Source organism: Streptomyces prunicolor, assembly GCF_045162825.1.
Classification (GTDB): Bacteria; Actinomycetota; Actinomycetes; order Streptomycetales; family Streptomycetaceae; genus Streptomyces; species Streptomyces prunicolor.
In genome coordinates this window covers 2,162,409-2,178,667 of the sequence record NZ_CP108676.1, presented here as the reverse complement: position 1 = coordinate 2,178,667, position 16,259 = coordinate 2,162,409, and the positions used below count along the sequence as shown (strand labels likewise).

Here is a 16,259-nt window from a genome sequence, read left to right as displayed (position 1 = left end):
CGTGTCGCGCACCGCCTTCTCTCACGCCTCGTACGCCTTACTCCTCGGAGGAGTCCCCGTCCTCGGAGTCGGACCCGAGATCCGGCCCGGCCTCGGGCTCCGCGTCGGTCTCCGGTTTCGCGGGTCTCTGCGGCTTCGTACGGCCGCCGCCGCCGGGGTTGTCCCGGAGATACGACGCGCTGTCGCTGCCGTCCGCCGTGGCATGCCCACCGGGTGACGGGCCGACGCCGCCGTCCCTGCGCCGGAGGTAGCGCTCGAATTCGCGGGCGATCGCCTCGCCCGACGCCTCCGGCAGCTCCGCGGTGTCGCGGGCCTCCTCCAGCGTCTGCACGTACTCGGCGACCTCGCTGTCCTCGGCGGCCAGTTGGTCCACGCCGACCTGCCACGCGCGCGCGTCCTCGGGCAGCTCGCCCAGCGGGATGCGCACGTCGATCAGGTCCTCCAGGCGGTTGAGCAGTGCCAGGGTGGCCTTCGGGTTGGGAGGCTGCGACACGTAGTGCGGCACCGCCGCCCACAGCGAGACGGCCGGTACGCCCGCGTGCGTGCACGCCTCCTGGAGGATGCCGACGATCCCGGTGGGACCCTCGTACTTGGTCTCCTCCAGGTCCATCCGCTGCGCCAGGTCGGAGTCCGACGTCGTCCCGCTGATCGGCACCGGACGCGTGTGCGGGGTGTCGCCGAGCAGCGCGCCCAGGATCACCACCAGCTCCACGCCCAGCTCGTGCGCGAAGCCCAACAGCTCGTTGCAGAACGAGCGCCAGCGCATGGACGGTTCGATACCTCGGACGAGGACGAGGTCGCGCGGCTTCTCACCGCCGACCCGGACCACCGAGAGGCGTGTTGTCGGCCATGTGATCTTTCGCACGCCGGCGTCCATCCACACCGTGGGCCGGTTGACCTGGAAGTCGTAGTAGTCCTCGGCGTCCAGCGCCGCGAACACCTCGCCCTTCCACTCTCTGTCCAAGTGCGCGACCGCGGTGGAGGCGGCGTCGCCGGCGTCGTTCCAGCCCTCGAACGCGGCCACCATCACTGGGTCGATCAGCTCGGGAACCCCCTCCAGCTCGATCACCCAGCGCCTCCTTCCGATCTGCCCTCGCGTACGCCCCAACCTTACGGCGTCCGACGGGGGCGCCCGCAGCCCCCTTGCACGGGGGAGTGCCCCCATGCCTGCCCCGTCCGGGACGGTCGAACACACAAGATCGCCATCCGGTGCGGACCCGTCCCGGCCGGTCACTCCTCCGATGGATCAGCGGGCCCACCCACTCGATCACAAGGTCGAACGCAGCCACTGCTCCACGCTCGCGATGTGCACCGTCGCCCACGACCGCGCCGCCTCCGCGTCCCGGTCCCGCAGCGCGCCCAGGATCGCCCGGTGCTCGTGCAGCGTCCGGCTGACCGCGTCCTCCTGCGTCAGCCCGCGCCAGATCCGGGCCCGCGTGGTCGGCCCGGACAGACCGTCGAGCAGCGAGCACAGCACCGAGTTGCCGGAACTCTGCACGATGCCCCGGTGGAACTCCAGGTCGCACGCGACCAGTTCCTCCACCGAGGGAGCCCCGCCCAACGCGTCCAACTGGGCGCTCAGCGCGTCCACTTGCTGCTCGCTGATCCGCAGCGCCGCCATCCCCGTCGCTGCCGGCTCCAGAATCCGCCGTACGGCCAGGAATTCGAGGACCGTGTCGTCGCGGTGGAAGTCGACAACGAAGCTCAGGGCCTCCAGGAGGAGTTGAGGATCGAGACTGGTGACGTACGTGCCGTCGCCCTGCCGTACGTCCAGGATGCGGATCAGTGAGAGGGCGCGCACCGCCTCCCGCAGGGAGTTGCGCGACAGGCCCAGTTCGGCGGCGAGTTCGCTCTCCTTGGGCAGCCGGTCCCCGGGACGCAGCGCGCCGGAGACGATCATTCCCTTGATTTTCTCGATCGCCTCATCGGTGACTGCCATGGCCGGCCTCTCTGTTGCTCAGACGTCCGATGTATCAGGTGCATTATGCGGGTTCAGCAGGCTGAACGGGAGCGATATCCACAGCTCAGGCAAGTGCTTCGAGCTCCGCGAGCACGGCTTCCTCGTCCAGCGTGCCCAGTGTCCGGTTCCGCATCAGCACTCGGCCGTCCACCACCGTGTCCCGTACGTCCGCCGAGTGCGCGGCGTACGCGAGCGTCGACCACGGGTCGTGCAGCGGCCGCAGATGCGGCGCGTTCAGGTCGAGCACGACGAGATCGGCCCGCTTCCCGACCTCCAGCGACCCCAGGTGATCACCCAGGCCCAGCGCCCGCGCGCCCTCGATCGTCGCCATCCGTACGGCCTGTTCGGCACCGACCGCCGTGGGATCGCCGCCCGCCTTGTGGACGAGAGCCGCCTGCCGTACGGCGCCCAGCACGTCCAGCGTGTTGGAGCTGACGGCGCCGTCCGTGCCCAGGCCGACGGTGACGCCCGCGCTCAACAGCCGTGGCACCGGCGCGATTCCGCAGCCCAACTTCAGGTTGGACACCGGACAGTGGGCGACCGACGTGCCGGTGCGGGCCAGCGCCGCGATCTCCGGGCCGGTCAGGTCCACGGCGTGCGCGAGCAGCAGATCGGGACCGAGCAGCCCCAGCGAGTCGAGCAACTCCACCGGCCGCTTGCCGTACTTGACCTCGACGGTCGCGACCTCGGTCGGGTTCTCCGCCGCGTGGATGTGCAGCAGCGCGCCGAACTCGCGTGCCAGGGCGGCGATTTCGACCAGCTGGTCCGGGGCGAGGGTGTAGGTCGAGTGCGCGAACAGGATCGGGCGCAGCCCGGGGCGTGCCGGGCCCCGGGCCGCCAAGTCCCTTCGCGCCCAGTCCAGTCGGTCCTCGTAGGCGATACGGTCCGGCGGCTCCGGTACGTCCATGAAGGTGGGCCCGGTGTGCAGTCGCCAGCCCGTCTCACGGGCCGCCTGCTCGGCCGCTTCGTGGAACCAGTACATGTCGAGCGCCGAGGTCACCCCGGCCCGCACGCTCTCCGCCACCGCGAGCCGCACCGCCGCCGCCACGTTCTTCGGCGTGAGCAGCTCGGCCTCCCACTTCAACACCCGCTCCAGGAAGCCCTGGAGAGTCACGTCGTCGGCGCGACCGCGCAGCAGCGTCATCGCGAGATGGGTGTGCGTGTTGATCAGCCCCGGCAGGACGAGACAGCCTGCAGCGTCAATGGACTCCGCCGCTGTGAACCGAGTTGTCAGCTCCTCGGCCGGTCCTACGGCGACGATCTCGCCCTCGTGCACGGCAACTGCCCCGTCCCGCACGACAGTTCCGGCCTCGTCCACGGTGAGGACGTCACCACCGTGCACCAACAGGTCGATGCTCAAGGTGCTCACGCCGTCAACTCCTCGGCCTCCGCGAGCAGTCGGAGCGCCTCCAGCGAGACGATCGCGCCGCGCTCGACACCGGCCGCGACGACCTCCCGATGCGGGTCGTACCCGCCCGTGGCGTCCGCGTCGACGAGCTCATCGGCGTTGGCGCCGTCGATGACCAGTACCCCGCCCGCGACAAGACCCCGCAGCGAGGCCGTCACCAGCAGCGCCGACAGCTCCATCTCGATCGCCGCGAGCCCGGCGCCGTCGTAGGAGAAGAGGGGGAGAAGGCCGGGCTGGAAGGCCGCCCGGGTCCAGACGATGCCCCGGTGGTGCGGGGCGTCGGCCTCGCGGGCCGCGCGCTGGAGGGCGAAGACGGCCTCGGGGGAGGAGACGGCCGGGTACTCCGGCGGGAGGAGTTGCTGTGTGACGCCGTCGTCGCGTACGGCCGCCTCCGCGATCACGAGGTCCCCGTCGCCGATGCCGGGCTTCATCGCGCCCGCCGTGCCGAAACGCAGGAAGGTGCGGACCCCCGCGTCCGCCAGTTCCTGGAACAGCAGGATCGCGCCCGGTCCGCCCACCCCGTGCGAGGCGACGGTGACCGGCAGGCCCTTCCAACTCCCGCTGAACACACGGTATTCGCGGTGGTACGACACCTCCTCGGCACCGTCCAGCAGCGCGGCGACGGCGGCGGCGCGCGCCGGGTCGCCGACGACGACCGCGTGGGCCGGAAGCCCGGTGCGCGGTATGCGGGAGATGGGCAGCAGGTCCTGCGTCATGTGGTGGCTCCGGAAGGGGAGTTGGCGGTACGGCGACGGCGACGGGCCGTCGAGAGGAAGAGGGCGACGAGCGTCACGACGTAGGGTGCGGCGTCGGTGGCCTGTTGGGGCAGGCCGACGCCCTGGAGGCGGAAGCCGGCGGCCTCGGCGAGACCGAAGAGCAGCGCGGCGAGCAGCACACCGACGGGTGCCGCGCGGCCGAGCATCACCGCGACGACGGCGATCCAGCCCCGGCCCGCCGTCATGTTCTCGGAGAACAACGTGACGTTGCCGAGCGCGAGTTGGGCCCCCGCGAGCCCGCACAGGACACCGGAGATCAGCACCGCCGCGTACTTGTACTTCGCCGGGCTCACCCCGAGCGTCGCCGCCGCGTCCGGCGCCTCGCCGACCCCGCGCAGCCGCAGCCCCCACACATGCCGGGACAGCATCAGCGCGGCCACCGCGACCGCGGCGAACGCCAGATACGCGAGCGGGGTGAAGCCACCGATCAACGGCAGCCCGGCGAGTGACGGATCGTCGAAAGTGCCCTGCACACCGAAGACCGTACGCAGCAGGAAGCTGGTCAGGCCAACTGCCAGGAGATTCATGGCGATTCCGAGAACCACCGCGTCCCCGCGCAGAGTTACCGCGCCGACGGCCAGGATGAGCGAGTAGGCGGCTGCGGCGAGCGCCGCCGCGAGTACACCGAGCCAGGCGCTGCCCGTGAACCAACTCGTGGCCACCGACGTGAAGCAGCCCATCAGCATCATGCCTTCGAGGCCGATGTTGAAGACGCCCGCACGTTCGCACAGGGCGCCGCCGAGCGCGGCCAGCAGGATGGGGGTCAGCGCGCGCAGCGCCGACATCAGCAGATCGGAGTCGAAGAACATCAGACGGCCCCGATTTCCTGAGACTTTTCCGGAGAGGCTTCCTGAGAGCTTTCGCGCGGGTCGTCCTGAGCACGTCTCCTGAACCACCCACTGGGGTAGCGCAGTCGGGCCGCCAGGAACACGATCACGATGGCCTGGAGCACCTGTGTCAGCTCGCGCGGCACCTCGGTCGTCCGCTCCATCGCCAGCCCGCCGACCGCGAGGACGGCGAAGAAGAAGGAAGCGACGACCGTGCCGAGCGGGGCCGCCGCGGCGAGCAGGGCCGCCGTAAGTCCCGTCCAGGTGTAACCGGGTGCGGTGAGCGAGCCGTCCACGAAGCGGTACGGGAAGCTCAACACCCCGATGGCGCCCACGAGTCCGGCCAGCGCGCCCGAGACGGACATCAACTTGAGGGTCAGGACCCGGCGTTCGACACCGGCGTAGGCGGCGAAGCGGGAGTTGAGGCCGGTCATGCGGATCTCGTAGCCGAAGGCCGTGCGCTTGTCGGTGAACCAGTACGCGGCTGCCGCGAGGACGACGAGGAGGAGCCCGATGGTGACCGTCGAGTCGCCGAACGCGGGGAGTGCCACGCCGTCCGGCATCGCCCGGGTCTGCGGGAGGCTGGAGCCGGGCTCCTTGAGCGGGTAGCGCGCGAGGTAGGAGGCGAGGGAGACCGCCGGGTAGCTCAGCAACAGGCTGCTGACCAGGAGCGGAACGCCGAGGCTGTTCTCGCACAGGGCGGCCAGGGCAGCGTATGCGGCGCCTGCTCCCATGCCTGCGAGCAGCGCGAGTACGACGGTGAGGGGCGCGGGCAGCGGCGAGTACAGACCGGTCACGGCCGCCGTGATGCCGCCGAGGACCAGCTGTCCGTCGCCGCCGAGGTTGATCAGCCCGGCCCGCAACGGGATCGCCAGCGCGAGCGCCATGCCGAGCACGCTGGTGCCGGTGCTCAGCGTGGACCCGATGCCGTCCGCGCCGAGCGAGCCGGTGAGGACGGCGCCGTACGCCGTGAACGGGTCTGCGCCGGTGCCGACGAGGAACAGGGCGCCGATGACCAGGCCCGCGAGTACGGAGAAGGTGATGGGGGAGCGCAACACCCCTGATATGCGCGGTATGTGAGTGTGCGTCATGTCAGTCGACGGCCTCCGTCGGCGCTACGGCCCCGCCCGCCATGGCGAGTCCCAGTGCCCGTTCGTCCGCCTCGTCTTTCGTGTACGTTGCCGTGACCCGGCCCTCGTACATGACCAGGACCCGGTCCGCGAGGCCTCGGATCTCGCTCAGTTCGGCGGAGACGAGGAGGACGGCGTGACCGGCGTCGCGGTAGGCGACGATCTGGTCGTGGATGTTCTGGATGGCGCCGATGTCGACCCCGCGCGTGGGCTGCTCGACGAGCAACAGCGGTGCCTCGTGGGCGAGTTCGCGGCCGATCAGCAGCTTCTGCAGATTGCCGCCGGACAGCGCGGACGCCGGTACCTCGGGGGTGGCTGCCTTGATACCGAAGCGCTCGATCAGCCGCCCGGCGTGGGCGCGTACGGCCGCGGGCGGCAGAAGTCCCTTGCTGGACAAGGACGTTCGGTGGTGACCCATCGCGAGGTTGTCCGCGACGGACGCCGCCGGTGCCGTACCGACCGCGTGCCGGTCCTCCGGGACGTAGGCGAGGCCTTGCGTACGGCGTTCGGTGGCCGAGACGTGGGTGATGTTCCGGCCCTTCAGCGTCACCCGGCCGGAGACGACCTGCCGTAGCCCGGCCAGGGCCTCGATCAGCTCGCTCTGGCCGTTGCCCGCGACGCCCGCGATGCCGACGATCTCCCCGGCGTGGACGGTGAGTCCCACATCGTGGACGGCATCCGTGGTGAGGCTGGTCACCTCCAAGACCGCGTCACCCGGTGTCCCAGGCGCGTGGACGCGGTTCAACTCGACCGCGCGGCCGGTCATCGCGGCCGCGATCTCGTCGGCGGAGGTGTCCGCGGTGACCAGGCGGGCGACCACCCGGCCGTCCCGCAGCACGGTCACGTTGTCGCTGCCTTCGAGGACCTCGCGCAGCTTGTGGGTGACAAGGATCACCGTACGACCCTGCGCGGCCAGCGACTTGAGGACCGCGAACAGGGCGTCCGCCTCGGCGGGCGTGAGCACGGCGGTCGGCTCGTCGAGGATCAGCGTGCGGGCACCGCGATGCAGCAGCTTCAGGATCTCCACGCGCTGGCGCAGGCCGACCGGCAGCTCGCCGACCCGGGCGTCCGGATCGACGGCGAGCCCGTGCTCCTCCGCCAGCTCACGCACCCGGCGGCGGGCCGCGGCCCGGTCCACCAGACCGAAGCGGCGCGGCTCGGCGGCGTAGACGACGTTCTCGGCGACGCTCAGCGAGTCGAACAGCTTGAAGCTCTGGTGGACCATGCCGAGCTCGGCGGCCATCGCGGCGCTCGGGTCGCCGAAGGCCACCTCGCGCCCGTCGATCCGGATGGACCCGGCGTCGGCGCGCTCCATGCCGTAGAGGATCGACATGAGGGTGGACTTGCCGGCGCCGTTCTCGCCCATGAGGGCGTGGATCTCGCCGCGGTGGACGGTCAGGTCGACGGCGTCGTTGGCGAGCGTGCCGGGGAAGCGTTTGGTGATTCCCCGGAGCTCGACGGCTGGGTCAACTGGCGGCCGGGTCATCGACCTTGAGCTTTCCGGAGACGATCTGGTCGCGCAGCGCCTTCACCTTCGCGAGGACGTCCTTGTGCTGGGCGATCACGCACTTCGACGAGTCGACGCCCGCCTCAAGACCGGTGAGGCTGATGCCGCCCTCCTTCAGGCCGTACGACACCGAGGTGCCGCTCTTGCCCGCGAGGACCTGCTCGACGCCCTTCTCCACGGCGACGTCCGTCTTCTTGATCACGTTGTCGACGACCGTGCCGGGAGAGGAGACGCACTGGTTGACGTCGACGCCGTACGCGAACGCGCCCTTGGCCTTCGCGGCCTCGAAGACGCCGTAGTTGCCGGCCGCCGCTGCCGCCATGATCTGGTCGGTGCCCTTGGAGAGCAGGGAGTTGGCCTGCTCCTTGGCGCGCGCCGAGTCGTCGAACGGGGACTGGCCGCCGACGAAGCGCGTCGACGCGGACGTCTTGGCGGCGACCTTCTTGGCACCGGCCGCGAACGGGTCGCTGTAGCGCCGGAATTGGGGAGTGTCGAGCACGTCCACCGCGCCGACCTTGCCGCTCTTGCTGAGCAACCCGGCCTCGGCGCCCGCGAGATAGACACCCTCGTGCTCACGGAACACCGCGCAGGTGACGTTCTGATACGTCTTCGTCGTGCACGCGTCGATCATCAGGAACTGCTGCTTCGGGTGCGCCTTCGCCTGCTGCGCCACGAGGTCCGCGAACTCGAAGCCGACCAGCACGATCACGCTCGGGCTCGCGTCGACGGCGGCCTGCACGTTCTGCTGCTGGGACGCGGTGTCGGTCGACTCGTAGACCTTCTCGGTCCCGTCGTGCGTCTTCGCCGCGGCCTTCACCCCGGTGACGGCGAGCTTCAGGAACTCGTTCTGCCCGACCGCGTCCGGCGTGACCAGCGTGAACGCCTTGCCGCTCCCGCCGCTCGCGCTGTCCGAGGCGTCGGTCTTCGCGGCGGCGTTGCAGGCGGTGGCGGCGGTGACCATGAGCGTGGTGGCGGCGACGAGCTGCAGGGTGCGACGTGATCTGCGGAGCATGGGGACCTTCCGGGGTACGGCAAGGCGCGCTCCGGCGGGAGCGCGTGCGACCAGATGGTGAGACGGGAGGAGACGAGGGGTGGACGCGAGAGGGACAGGTCAGCGTCGACAGCAGTCGCTCGCGCAGCGGCCGTGATCGAGGAAACGGCGCATGGTCAGCAGCACACGTCCTCCTTCGTCTCGGCCTTCGGGCTGCGGGAGCTGGACTTTAACATTCGTTTTGAGACACCTGCTCGACTGTCTCGAACTGTGGTTCTTCCAGGTCATGTACGGTGTCCGACACCATCGGAACAGCAGGAGTGCCCCGTTATGCCCCAGGAACTGCGCGCGGTCGACTGGACCGGTACCGGTCTCGCACTCATCGACCAGACCCTCCTCCCGCACCGCAACGAGACGATGACTGTCCACGATGTGGACACCCTGGTCGATGCGATCCAGCGCCTCGTGGTGCGCGGGGCACCCGCGATCGGCGCGGCCGGCGCGTACGGCGTCGCCATCGCGCTCATCGAGGGCGAGCGGAAGGGCTGGACCGAGGCCGAGACCCGAGCGGCCGTCGCCCGCGTCCGCGAGGCCCGCCCCACCGCGGTCAACCTCATGGTGTGCGTGGACCGGGTCATGACCCGCTTCGACGAGGGCCTCGAAGCGGTCCTCGAAGAGGCCGCCGCAGTCCAGCGCGAGGACGTCGCCGCCAACCGCGCGATGGGCGCGTTCGGCGCGGACTGGCTGCTCGAAAGGCTCCAACAGGCGGGCGTGGACCGGCCGTTGAGGCTCCTGACGCACTGCAACACGGGCGCGCTGGCCACGGCCGGCTGGGGCACGGCACTCGGCGTCATCCGCGAACTGCACGCGCGTGGCCTGGTGGAGGTCGTCTACGCCGACGAGACACGCCCCCTGCTCCAGGGATCACGCCTGACCGCCTGGGAGTTGGTCCAGGAGGGCATCCCGCACTACGTCCAGGCCGACGGCGCCGCAGCCGGCACCATCCTGCGCGGCGAGGTCGACGCGGCCATCGTCGGCGCCGACCGCATCGCGGCCAATGGCGACACGGCGAACAAGGTCGGCACGGTGGGCGTCGCCCTGGCCTGCGCGGACGCCGGCATCCCGTTCCTGGTGGCGGCCCCGACGACGACCGTCGATCTCTCCACGGAGACCGGCGACGACATCCACATCGAACTCCGGGGCGAGGCCGAGGTGTTGGAGTGGTCGGGAGTGCGTACGGCTCCGGCGGAGTCGCGGGGCCATAACCCCGCCTTCGACGTCACGCCGGGCCGCTTGGTGACCGGACTGGTCACGGAGCGTGGCGTGTTGGAGGTCTCGGCAGGCGAACTCCCGGCCGACCACCTGAAGTAGCGGCGAGTCTGAAGTGCCGGCGCGCCCCTGCTTTTAGGGGGCGCGGGGCTGTGTCGATTTGCGGCTCCGCCGCGGGGCGCGCCCAGCCCCCACCGGGCCCGCAGACTAACTACGACGCTTCCCGCGGAGTGCTCAGCTCCAACTCCAGCAACCACTCCACCACTTCAGTGTGATGCCGCGCCTGCCTCGCATCGGCCCCCCACACATACAACCCATGCCCGGCGACAACCACCGCAGGCATCCGAGGTTCCCGAGCCGCCTCCAGGCGATCCCCAAGCACCTTCATATCCTGGCTGTTGACGATGACGGGCAGCGTCACCTCGATATCGTGCGCGGGCTGACCCACACCCTTGAGCATCTCCACGTCCTTGAAGACGATTCCGCCCGGCGCACGCCGCCCCATCGCAACGGACGCCACGGTGTGCACGTGGACCACCGCACCGGCCCCGGTCAACGCGGCGACACGAGCGTGCAGTTCGGCTTCGGCAGACGGCTTACCTCCACGGACTGCCGCACCGTCCCCGTCCACCAACACCACGTCGGCGGCCGTCAGTTCACCCTTGTCATGCCCGCTGGCCGTCACAGCCAGCCGCAACGGATCCCGGCCCACCACCACAGACAAGTTCCCGGAGGTCCCCCTCATCCAGCCGAACGAGGCGAACCGAGCGGATTCGGCGGCGAGTTGAGCCCCCGCCTCCTTCAGGTCGAGGTCACTGATCTCGCTGGTCACGTGGTGCTCCTTGAACTGGTGATGCCGATCTCGTCGAACGCCCCCGCCTGCGCGTGGTCGCCGACGCCTTGCTCGAAATACGGTTCCCCGGGCCGCCGTACACCGACCGCGTGCCAGCCCGCGGCGACGGCCGCGTCCAACTCCCCCGGCCGGTCGGAGAGGAAGAGCAACCGGGACGGCTCGACGCCGGTCGCCTCCGCGATACGGCGGTACGACTCCGGCTCCTGCTTGGGGCCGGCGTTCTCCGTGTCGTAGAGACCGGAGACCAGCGGCAGGAGGTCGCCCTCCGGGCTCGACGTGAACCACGCGCGCTGCGCGGCCACCGAGCCGGACGAGTAGACGTACAGCCGCAGGCCCGCCGTGTGCCAGGCGCGCAGGGCCGGTACGACGTCGTCGTAGAAGTGCGAGACGAGGTCGCCGCGGGCGAAGCCCTCGGACCAGATGATGCCCTGGAGGGTCTTGAGGGGTGTGGCCTTGCGGTCCTCGTCCAGCCAGGTGTTGAGGGTTTTCTCGATCTGTACGGCGTCGGCGTCCGGGTCGCCCGTCAGCTCGCTTACCTGCGCGATCGCCCGTGCCACCGCCGGATCGTCGCTCCGCTCGGCGAGCAGCTCGGCGAAGCGTGAGCGCGAGTACGGGTACAGGACGTCGACGACGAAACCCGTGGCGCTCGTGGTGCCCTCGATGTCGAGCACCACGGCGTCCACGGTGAACTGCAAGGTCACGCGGCGGCCTTGTCCTGCTGGAAGCCCGCGTGGATCGTGTCGTAGTCGGGGAAGCGCGAGGCGATGGTCGAGCCGGTGAAGTTGCCGACCCAGCCGTCCTCCTCGTGGAAGAAGCGGATCGCCGTGAAGGCGGGCTTGGTGCCCATGTCGAACCAGTGGGTGGTGCCGCGCGGGACGCCGATCAGGTCGCCCTTCTCGCAGTAGACGGCGTTCACTTCGCCGTTGACGTGCAGATAGAAGATGCCCGAGCCGGAGACGAAGAAGCGGACCTCGTCATCGTCGTCGTGCGTGTGCTCCTGGAGGAACTTCGCGCGGGCGCCCGCCGCCTTCGCCGGGTACTCCGGGTCGTCGCTGGGGTGCAGGCCGAGCACGTCGACGGTGGTGAAGCCCTCTTCGGCGTTGAGTTTGTCGATCTCCGGGCCGTACGCGGCGAAGACGGTGTCGCTGTCGGCGTCGGCCGGGACGTCCTCGCGGATCGGCCACTGCTCGAAGCGCACGCCGATCGGGGCGAGCGCGGCGGCGATCTCGACGGGATCGGCGGTGCGGCGCACGAGGGTCTCCGGGCCGGACTCGGACCAGGTGGTGAGCAGCGTCATGGGAACAACTCCGAAAAGTGGGAGGGATGTCCGGATACTGGGACGAGCACCGGACGGGTGGGGGAGGCGAAGTCGGGGGCGGCGAGTGACGACGGCGGACAGCGGGTCAGCCCGGACAGCGTGCGTCGGGACAGCACCACATGCAGCTCATGGGGGGTGTTGTCGCGCGCGGTGTCTTCATCGGGGCCTCACTGTGCCGGGTCGGGAGCCGGTTCCGTGATGGTAACCGCCGTCGGTGAACGGACCGTGTGTGACGTAGTCGTTGTCTCACTCTTTGAGAAACCGCTTCCATCCCTTTGACCAATGGCCGAAAACGTTCTCATGATCTGTTTATGAAGACGCTGCTGCTCGTGCGGCGGCTGTACGTGGACTTGCTCCGGTCGACCACAGCCAGCTGTCGCTGACCACATCCGGAGCCCCCGCGAGCCCTTGTGCCGTGGGCCCGTCACCCTGCCGTGGTGGCTGATTCCTTTCCCTCGCTCCGGGTCACGCACGCCCGTGCTTCACCCCTTCTGCACCACCTTGCACCAGGAGCCCCTCATGTCCCGTACCCGCGTCCCCCTCGCCGCGCTCTCGCTGGCCTCCGTCTCCGCCCTCCTCCTGGCGGGCTGCTCGCAGTCCACGGACGCCTCGAAGAGCAGCGCCGACACCGCCGCCTCGGCCTCGGCCGCCACGGGCAAGAAGCCGGCCCCCTTCAGCAAGGGCACGGTCAAGGTGGCGCTGGTGCGGCAGAGCGGCGCCGGCGACTACTTCGAGCAGTGGGGCAACGGCGCGAAGGCGCAGGCCAAGGCGCTCGGCATCGACCTGACCGTGTACGACGCCCAGGCCGACAACGCCAAGCAGGCCACCGACCTGTCCTCGGCGATCAACTCCGGCGCGCAGGCGATCATCGTCGACCACGGCTTCCCCTCGACGATCCAGCCCGAGATCGACCAGGCCGTGAAGAAGGGCATCAAGGTCGTCGTCTACGACGTCGACCAGACCAACAAGTCCGTGATCAGCACCGAGCAGGACGACGCCAGCATGGCGAAGGCCGTCCTCGACGTGATGGCCAAGACGGTCGGCAAGAACGCCAAGGTCGGCTACGTCAACGTGGCCGGCTACGCGGCCCTCGACAAGCGCAACTCCGTCTGGAAGACCGCGGTCGACGCCAACGGCTGGAAGCAGCAGTTCAAGGTCGGCAAGGTCACCGACTCCACGGCCACCGACAACGTTCCCCTGGTTTCCGCCGCGCTGACCCAACACTCCGACGTGGCCGGGGTGTTCGCCCCCTACGATGAGCTGGCCAAGGGCACCGTCCTCGCCGTGCAGAACAAGAAGCTGCAGAGCAAGGTGAAGGTCTTCGGCGCGGACGTCTCCAACGCCGACATCCAGAACATGACCGCCGCCGGCAGCCCCTGGGTCGCCACAGCGGGCACCGACCCGTCGGCGGTCGGCGCGGCCGTCGTCCGTACGGCGGCCCTTGAGCTGGCGGGCCAGTTGAACAAGACCACCGTCGACTTCCCGGCCGTCGCCATCACCCAGGACTTCCTGCGCGAGAACAAGATCGAGAACATGGACCAGCTGCGCGCGGCCCTGCCCGCCCTGAACCTCTCCAAGGTGAGCACCGCGGACTGGATCCCCAATGTCGCCCACTGACAAGGCGGTTGAGGCGGCGGCCGTCGACGTCGCGGTCTCGCTCCGCGACGTCAGCATGGCCTTCGGCGGCAAGACGGTGCTGGAGTCCGTCTCGCTCGACATCGCACCGGGCAGCGTGGTCGCGCTGCTCGGCGCCAACGGCGCGGGCAAGTCCACGCTGATCAAGATCCTGTCGGGCGTGCACACGGACCACGGCGGGGAGGTGCGGGTCGCAGGGGAGCTCGCAGCTCTCCAATCGCCGCTTGCCGCCCGGCAGTTGGGCATCCAGACGGTCCACCAGCGGATCGGCGAGGGCATCGTGCCCGGCCTCACGGTCGCCGAGAACCTGGTCTTCGAGGAGCTGGCCCAGAAGCGCGGCAACCCGTTCCTGAACGGCCGCCGCGTGCTGGCCCGCGCCCGCGAGATCCAGGCCGGTCTCGAACTGGACTGGAGTGACGCCCTGTTGCGCCGGGACGTCACCGAACTCGGCATCTCCGACCGCCAGCTGCTCATCCTGGCCCGCGCCCTCGCCACCCGCCCCCGGCTGCTCATCCTCGACGAACCGACCTCCGCGCTCTCCGCCACCGAGGCGCAGCGGCTCTTCGCCCTCGTCGAGAAGATGCGCGACGACGGCATCGCGGTCCTCTACGTCTCCCACCGTCTCGGCGAGATCGACGCCCTCGCCGACCGCCTGGTCGTCCTGCGAGACGGCGGTCTCACCGACGACCAGGTCAAGCCCTTCGACTGGGACAGCGCCCTGCGCGCGATGCTCGCCCAGGCTCACGAGGCGACGAGTGCCCGCCCGCAGCGCAGCGGCGAGCACGGCGACGTCGTCGTAGGCCTGCACGGCGTCCACCTCTTCGAGGGCCGCGCCCCCCTCGACCTGGACCTGCGTGCCGGTGAAGTCACCGGTGTCGTAGGCCTGTTGGGCGCCGGCAAGACGGAACTCGCCCGCGGCCTCTTCGGCGCCGAGCCCTTCCCCACCGGCAAGGTCGAACTCGACGGCAAGCCCTACGCCCCCCGCCGCCCGTCCGACGCGATCCGCGCCGGCGTCCACCTCGTCCCCGAGGACCGGCACGCCGACGCGCTCGTCCCCGGCTGGTCGGTGGCCCAGAACATCTCGCTGCCGTTCCTCAAGTCCCTGTCCCGGGCCGGACTCGTGAACACGGCGAAGGAGGACGCCCTCGGCCGCGGGACCATCGACGCCCTCGGCGTCGTCGCCCGCGACGAGCACAGCACGGTGGAGGAACTCTCCGGCGGCAACCAGCAGAAGGTCGTCGTCGGCCGCTGGCTCGCCGAGACCCCCCGCGTCCTCATCCTGGATGAGCCGTTCCGAGGGGTGGACATCGGCGCGCGCCGGGACATCGGCCGCCGGGCGCGTGCGCTGGCCGCCGAGGGTGCCGCCGTACTCGTCCTCTCCGCCGACGTGGACGAGGTCCTGGAGATCGCCGACCGGGTCGTCGTACTGGCGGCGGGCGAGGTCCATCTCGACGCGTACGGCGAGGACGCGGAACGTGACCGCGTGATCCAGACCATCTCGGCGTCCGTGTGATGCCGGCCCCTTCAGGAAGCACCCGATGACCACCACCCAGAGCTCCGAGGCCGCGCCGAAGGCACTGGCCCCGCCCACCGTCTCCACCGCCGTGCTCGTCCAGAACGCCGTCATCAAGTACGGCTTCATCTTCGTCACGGTCGCGCTCTTCCTCTACTTCGCACTGAGCGAGGGCTCCTTCCGCGAGTCGGCGACCATGCTCGACACCCTCCGGTACGTCTCCGTCGCCGCGATCCTCGGCCTCGGCGTCACCGTCACCATGGCCGTCGGCGGCATGGACATGTCCGTCGGCGCGGTCGCCGGGCTCGGTGTCACCGTCGCCGCGAAGACGATGGTGACGTACAACCAGGTCGGCACGGTCGCGATCCTCGCCGTCATCGCGGCGGGCGCGCTCGCCGGACTCCTCAACGCCCTGCTGATCGTGGTCATGAAGATCCCGGACATGCTGGCCACCCTCGGCACGATGTTCGTCATCCAGGGCACCAAACTCATCCTGGTCGACGGCCAGTCCATCTCCGCCGGCATGACCCAGTCCGACGGCAGCACCGCCCCCGGCAAGTTCACCGACGGCTTCCTGCGCATCGACCGCGGCACCATGCTCGGCATCCCCATCTCCGTACTGATCTTCGGCGCGCTGACGGTCATCGCCTGGGTCTTCCTGGCCCGCACCCGCTGGGGCCGCGTCCTGTACGCCATCGGCGCCAACCCCGAGGCGTCCCGTCTGGCCGGCATCCGCGTCGGCGCGTACCGGGCCCTCGCCTACGTCCTCTCCGGCGTCCTCGCCTCGATCGGCGGCCTGATCCTGGCGTCCCGCATCGGGCAGGGTGACGTGTCCGCCGGTACTTCGCAGCTGCTGGAGGCGGTCGCCGTAGCGCTGGTCGGCACCTCGGTCCTCGGCCGGGGCCGCCCGAACGTCTGGGGCACAGCCCTCGGCGCCGTCCTCATCGGCATCATCACCACCGGTCTGACCATCAAGGGCCTGCCGTACTACACCCAGGACGTCGTCGAGGGCGCGGTCCTCATCCTCGCCCTGGTCTTCAGCTTCACCCTGTCCAAGCGCCGCACCGCATAA

Annotated in this window: 15 protein-coding genes; 4 read left to right on the top strand and 11 right to left on the bottom strand. The window is 70.1% G+C overall.

The features are described 5' to 3' along the window. Nucleotides 1-37: 37 nt before the first annotated feature. The 8 genes from OG588_RS09755 to OG588_RS09720 all read right to left on the bottom strand — a co-directional run bounded on the left by OG588_RS09755 (nt 38) and on the right by OG588_RS09720 (nt 8,620). Nucleotides 38-1,069: a PAC2 family protein gene (locus OG588_RS09755; RefSeq protein ID WP_405946929.1), complete on the bottom strand. Its 1,032-nt coding sequence runs from the start codon at nt 1,067-1,069 to the stop codon at nt 38-40. Between the two features lie 198 nt (nt 1,070-1,267). Next, nucleotides 1,268-1,939 carry a FadR/GntR family transcriptional regulator gene (locus OG588_RS09750; RefSeq protein WP_365987663.1) on the bottom strand — a complete coding sequence of 224 codons (672 nt, stop codon included), beginning with the start codon at nt 1,937-1,939 and terminating at the stop codon, nt 1,268-1,270. Between the two features lie 85 nt (nt 1,940-2,024). Beyond that, complete coding sequence (locus OG588_RS09745) at nt 2,025-3,320, bottom strand: amidohydrolase (protein ID WP_405953081.1); 1,296 nt, start codon at nt 3,318-3,320, stop codon at nt 2,025-2,027. Between the two features lie 5 nt (nt 3,321-3,325). After that, the gene (locus OG588_RS09740; protein ID WP_405946928.1) at nt 3,326-4,084 is read right to left on the bottom strand and encodes a nucleoside phosphorylase; all 759 of its coding nucleotides are present in this window, start codon (nt 4,082-4,084) and stop codon (nt 3,326-3,328) included. Beyond that, the gene (locus tag OG588_RS09735) at nt 4,081-4,953 is read right to left on the bottom strand and encodes an ABC transporter permease (RefSeq protein WP_405946927.1); all 873 of its coding nucleotides are present in this window, start codon (nt 4,951-4,953) and stop codon (nt 4,081-4,083) included. The genes OG588_RS09740 and OG588_RS09735 overlap by 4 nt, the downstream gene beginning before the upstream one ends. Next, nucleotides 4,953-6,062 carry an ABC transporter permease gene (locus OG588_RS09730; RefSeq protein ID WP_405946926.1) on the bottom strand — a complete coding sequence of 370 codons (1,110 nt, stop codon included), beginning with the start codon at nt 6,060-6,062 and terminating at the stop codon, nt 4,953-4,955. Before OG588_RS09730 ends, OG588_RS09735 begins: the two co-directional genes overlap by 1 nt. Nucleotide 6,063: 1 nt before the next feature. Further along, nucleotides 6,064-7,587: an ABC transporter ATP-binding protein gene (locus OG588_RS09725; protein ID WP_405946925.1), complete on the bottom strand. Its 1,524-nt coding sequence runs from the start codon at nt 7,585-7,587 to the stop codon at nt 6,064-6,066. Beyond that, nucleotides 7,568-8,620, bottom strand: coding sequence for a BMP family ABC transporter substrate-binding protein (locus OG588_RS09720; protein ID WP_405946924.1), 1,053 nt, complete (start codon nt 8,618-8,620; stop codon nt 7,568-7,570). The genes OG588_RS09725 and OG588_RS09720 overlap by 20 nt, the downstream gene beginning before the upstream one ends. A gap of 309 nt (nt 8,621-8,929) precedes the next feature. Here OG588_RS09720 and mtnA point away from each other — a divergent pair, with 309 nt between their 5' ends. Continuing rightward, on the top strand, nt 8,930-9,970 hold the full coding sequence (gene mtnA, locus OG588_RS09715) for an S-methyl-5-thioribose-1-phosphate isomerase (RefSeq protein WP_405946923.1): 1,041 nt from the start codon (nt 8,930-8,932) through the stop codon (nt 9,968-9,970). Between the two features lie 109 nt (nt 9,971-10,079). Here mtnA and mtnB read toward each other — a convergent pair whose 3' ends face one another. From mtnB to OG588_RS09700, 3 genes are read right to left on the bottom strand one after another with little or no spacing between them, the layout of a single operon-like run. Then, nucleotides 10,080-10,700, bottom strand: a complete 621-nt coding sequence (gene mtnB / locus OG588_RS09710) for a methylthioribulose 1-phosphate dehydratase (protein ID WP_405946922.1) — start codon at nt 10,698-10,700, stop codon at nt 10,080-10,082. After that, nucleotides 10,697-11,422, bottom strand: a complete 726-nt coding sequence (mtnC, locus tag OG588_RS09705) for an acireductone synthase (protein WP_405946921.1) — start codon at nt 11,420-11,422, stop codon at nt 10,697-10,699. The genes mtnB and mtnC overlap by 4 nt, the downstream gene beginning before the upstream one ends. Beyond that, entirely contained in the window at nt 11,419-12,018 is a 600-nt protein-coding gene (locus tag OG588_RS09700) for a 1,2-dihydroxy-3-keto-5-methylthiopentene dioxygenase (RefSeq protein ID WP_405946920.1), read from the bottom strand. Before OG588_RS09700 ends, mtnC begins: the two co-directional genes overlap by 4 nt. Nucleotides 12,019-12,558: 540 nt before the next feature. Here OG588_RS09700 and OG588_RS09695 point away from each other — a divergent pair. The 3 genes from OG588_RS09695 to OG588_RS09685 are packed head-to-tail and all read left to right on the top strand — an operon-like array spanning nt 12,559 to nt 16,259. Continuing rightward, nucleotides 12,559-13,656 (top strand): substrate-binding domain-containing protein, encoded by a 1,098-nt coding sequence (locus OG588_RS09695; protein ID WP_405946919.1) that lies wholly within the window; start codon nt 12,559-12,561, stop codon nt 13,654-13,656. Next, complete coding sequence (locus OG588_RS09690; RefSeq protein ID WP_405946918.1) at nt 13,643-15,187, top strand: sugar ABC transporter ATP-binding protein; 1,545 nt, start codon at nt 13,643-13,645, stop codon at nt 15,185-15,187. Before OG588_RS09695 ends, OG588_RS09690 begins: the two co-directional genes overlap by 14 nt. A gap of 25 nt (nt 15,188-15,212) precedes the next feature. After that, nucleotides 15,213-16,259, top strand: a complete 1,047-nt coding sequence (locus OG588_RS09685; RefSeq protein ID WP_405946917.1) for an ABC transporter permease — start codon at nt 15,213-15,215, stop codon at nt 16,257-16,259.

What these genes read in the sequence shown, in the direction of transcription:
- OG588_RS09700 (WP_405946920.1), bottom strand. Translation starts at nt 12,018, where the DNA reads ATGACGCTGCTCACCACCTGGTCCGAGTCCGGCCCGGAGACCCTCGTG.
- OG588_RS09720 (WP_405946924.1), bottom strand. Translation starts at nt 8,620, where the DNA reads ATGCTCCGCAGATCACGTCGCACCCTGCAGCTCGTCGCCGCCACCACG.
- mtnA (WP_405946923.1), top strand. Translation starts at nt 8,930, where the DNA reads ATGCCCCAGGAACTGCGCGCGGTCGACTGGACCGGTACCGGTCTCGCA.
- OG588_RS09750 (WP_365987663.1), bottom strand. Translation starts at nt 1,939, where the DNA reads ATGGCAGTCACCGATGAGGCGATCGAGAAAATCAAGGGAATGATCGTC.
- OG588_RS09740 (WP_405946928.1), bottom strand. Translation starts at nt 4,084, where the DNA reads ATGACGCAGGACCTGCTGCCCATCTCCCGCATACCGCGCACCGGGCTT.
- OG588_RS09730 (WP_405946926.1), bottom strand. Translation starts at nt 6,062, where the DNA reads ATGACGCACACTCACATACCGCGCATATCAGGGGTGTTGCGCTCCCCC.
- OG588_RS09735 (WP_405946927.1), bottom strand. Translation starts at nt 4,953, where the DNA reads ATGTTCTTCGACTCCGATCTGCTGATGTCGGCGCTGCGCGCGCTGACC.
- OG588_RS09690 (WP_405946918.1), top strand. Translation starts at nt 13,643, where the DNA reads ATGTCGCCCACTGACAAGGCGGTTGAGGCGGCGGCCGTCGACGTCGCG.
- OG588_RS09685 (WP_405946917.1), top strand. Translation starts at nt 15,213, where the DNA reads ATGACCACCACCCAGAGCTCCGAGGCCGCGCCGAAGGCACTGGCCCCG.
- OG588_RS09725 (WP_405946925.1), bottom strand. Translation starts at nt 7,587, where the DNA reads ATGACCCGGCCGCCAGTTGACCCAGCCGTCGAGCTCCGGGGAATCACC.
- OG588_RS09695 (WP_405946919.1), top strand. Translation starts at nt 12,559, where the DNA reads ATGTCCCGTACCCGCGTCCCCCTCGCCGCGCTCTCGCTGGCCTCCGTC.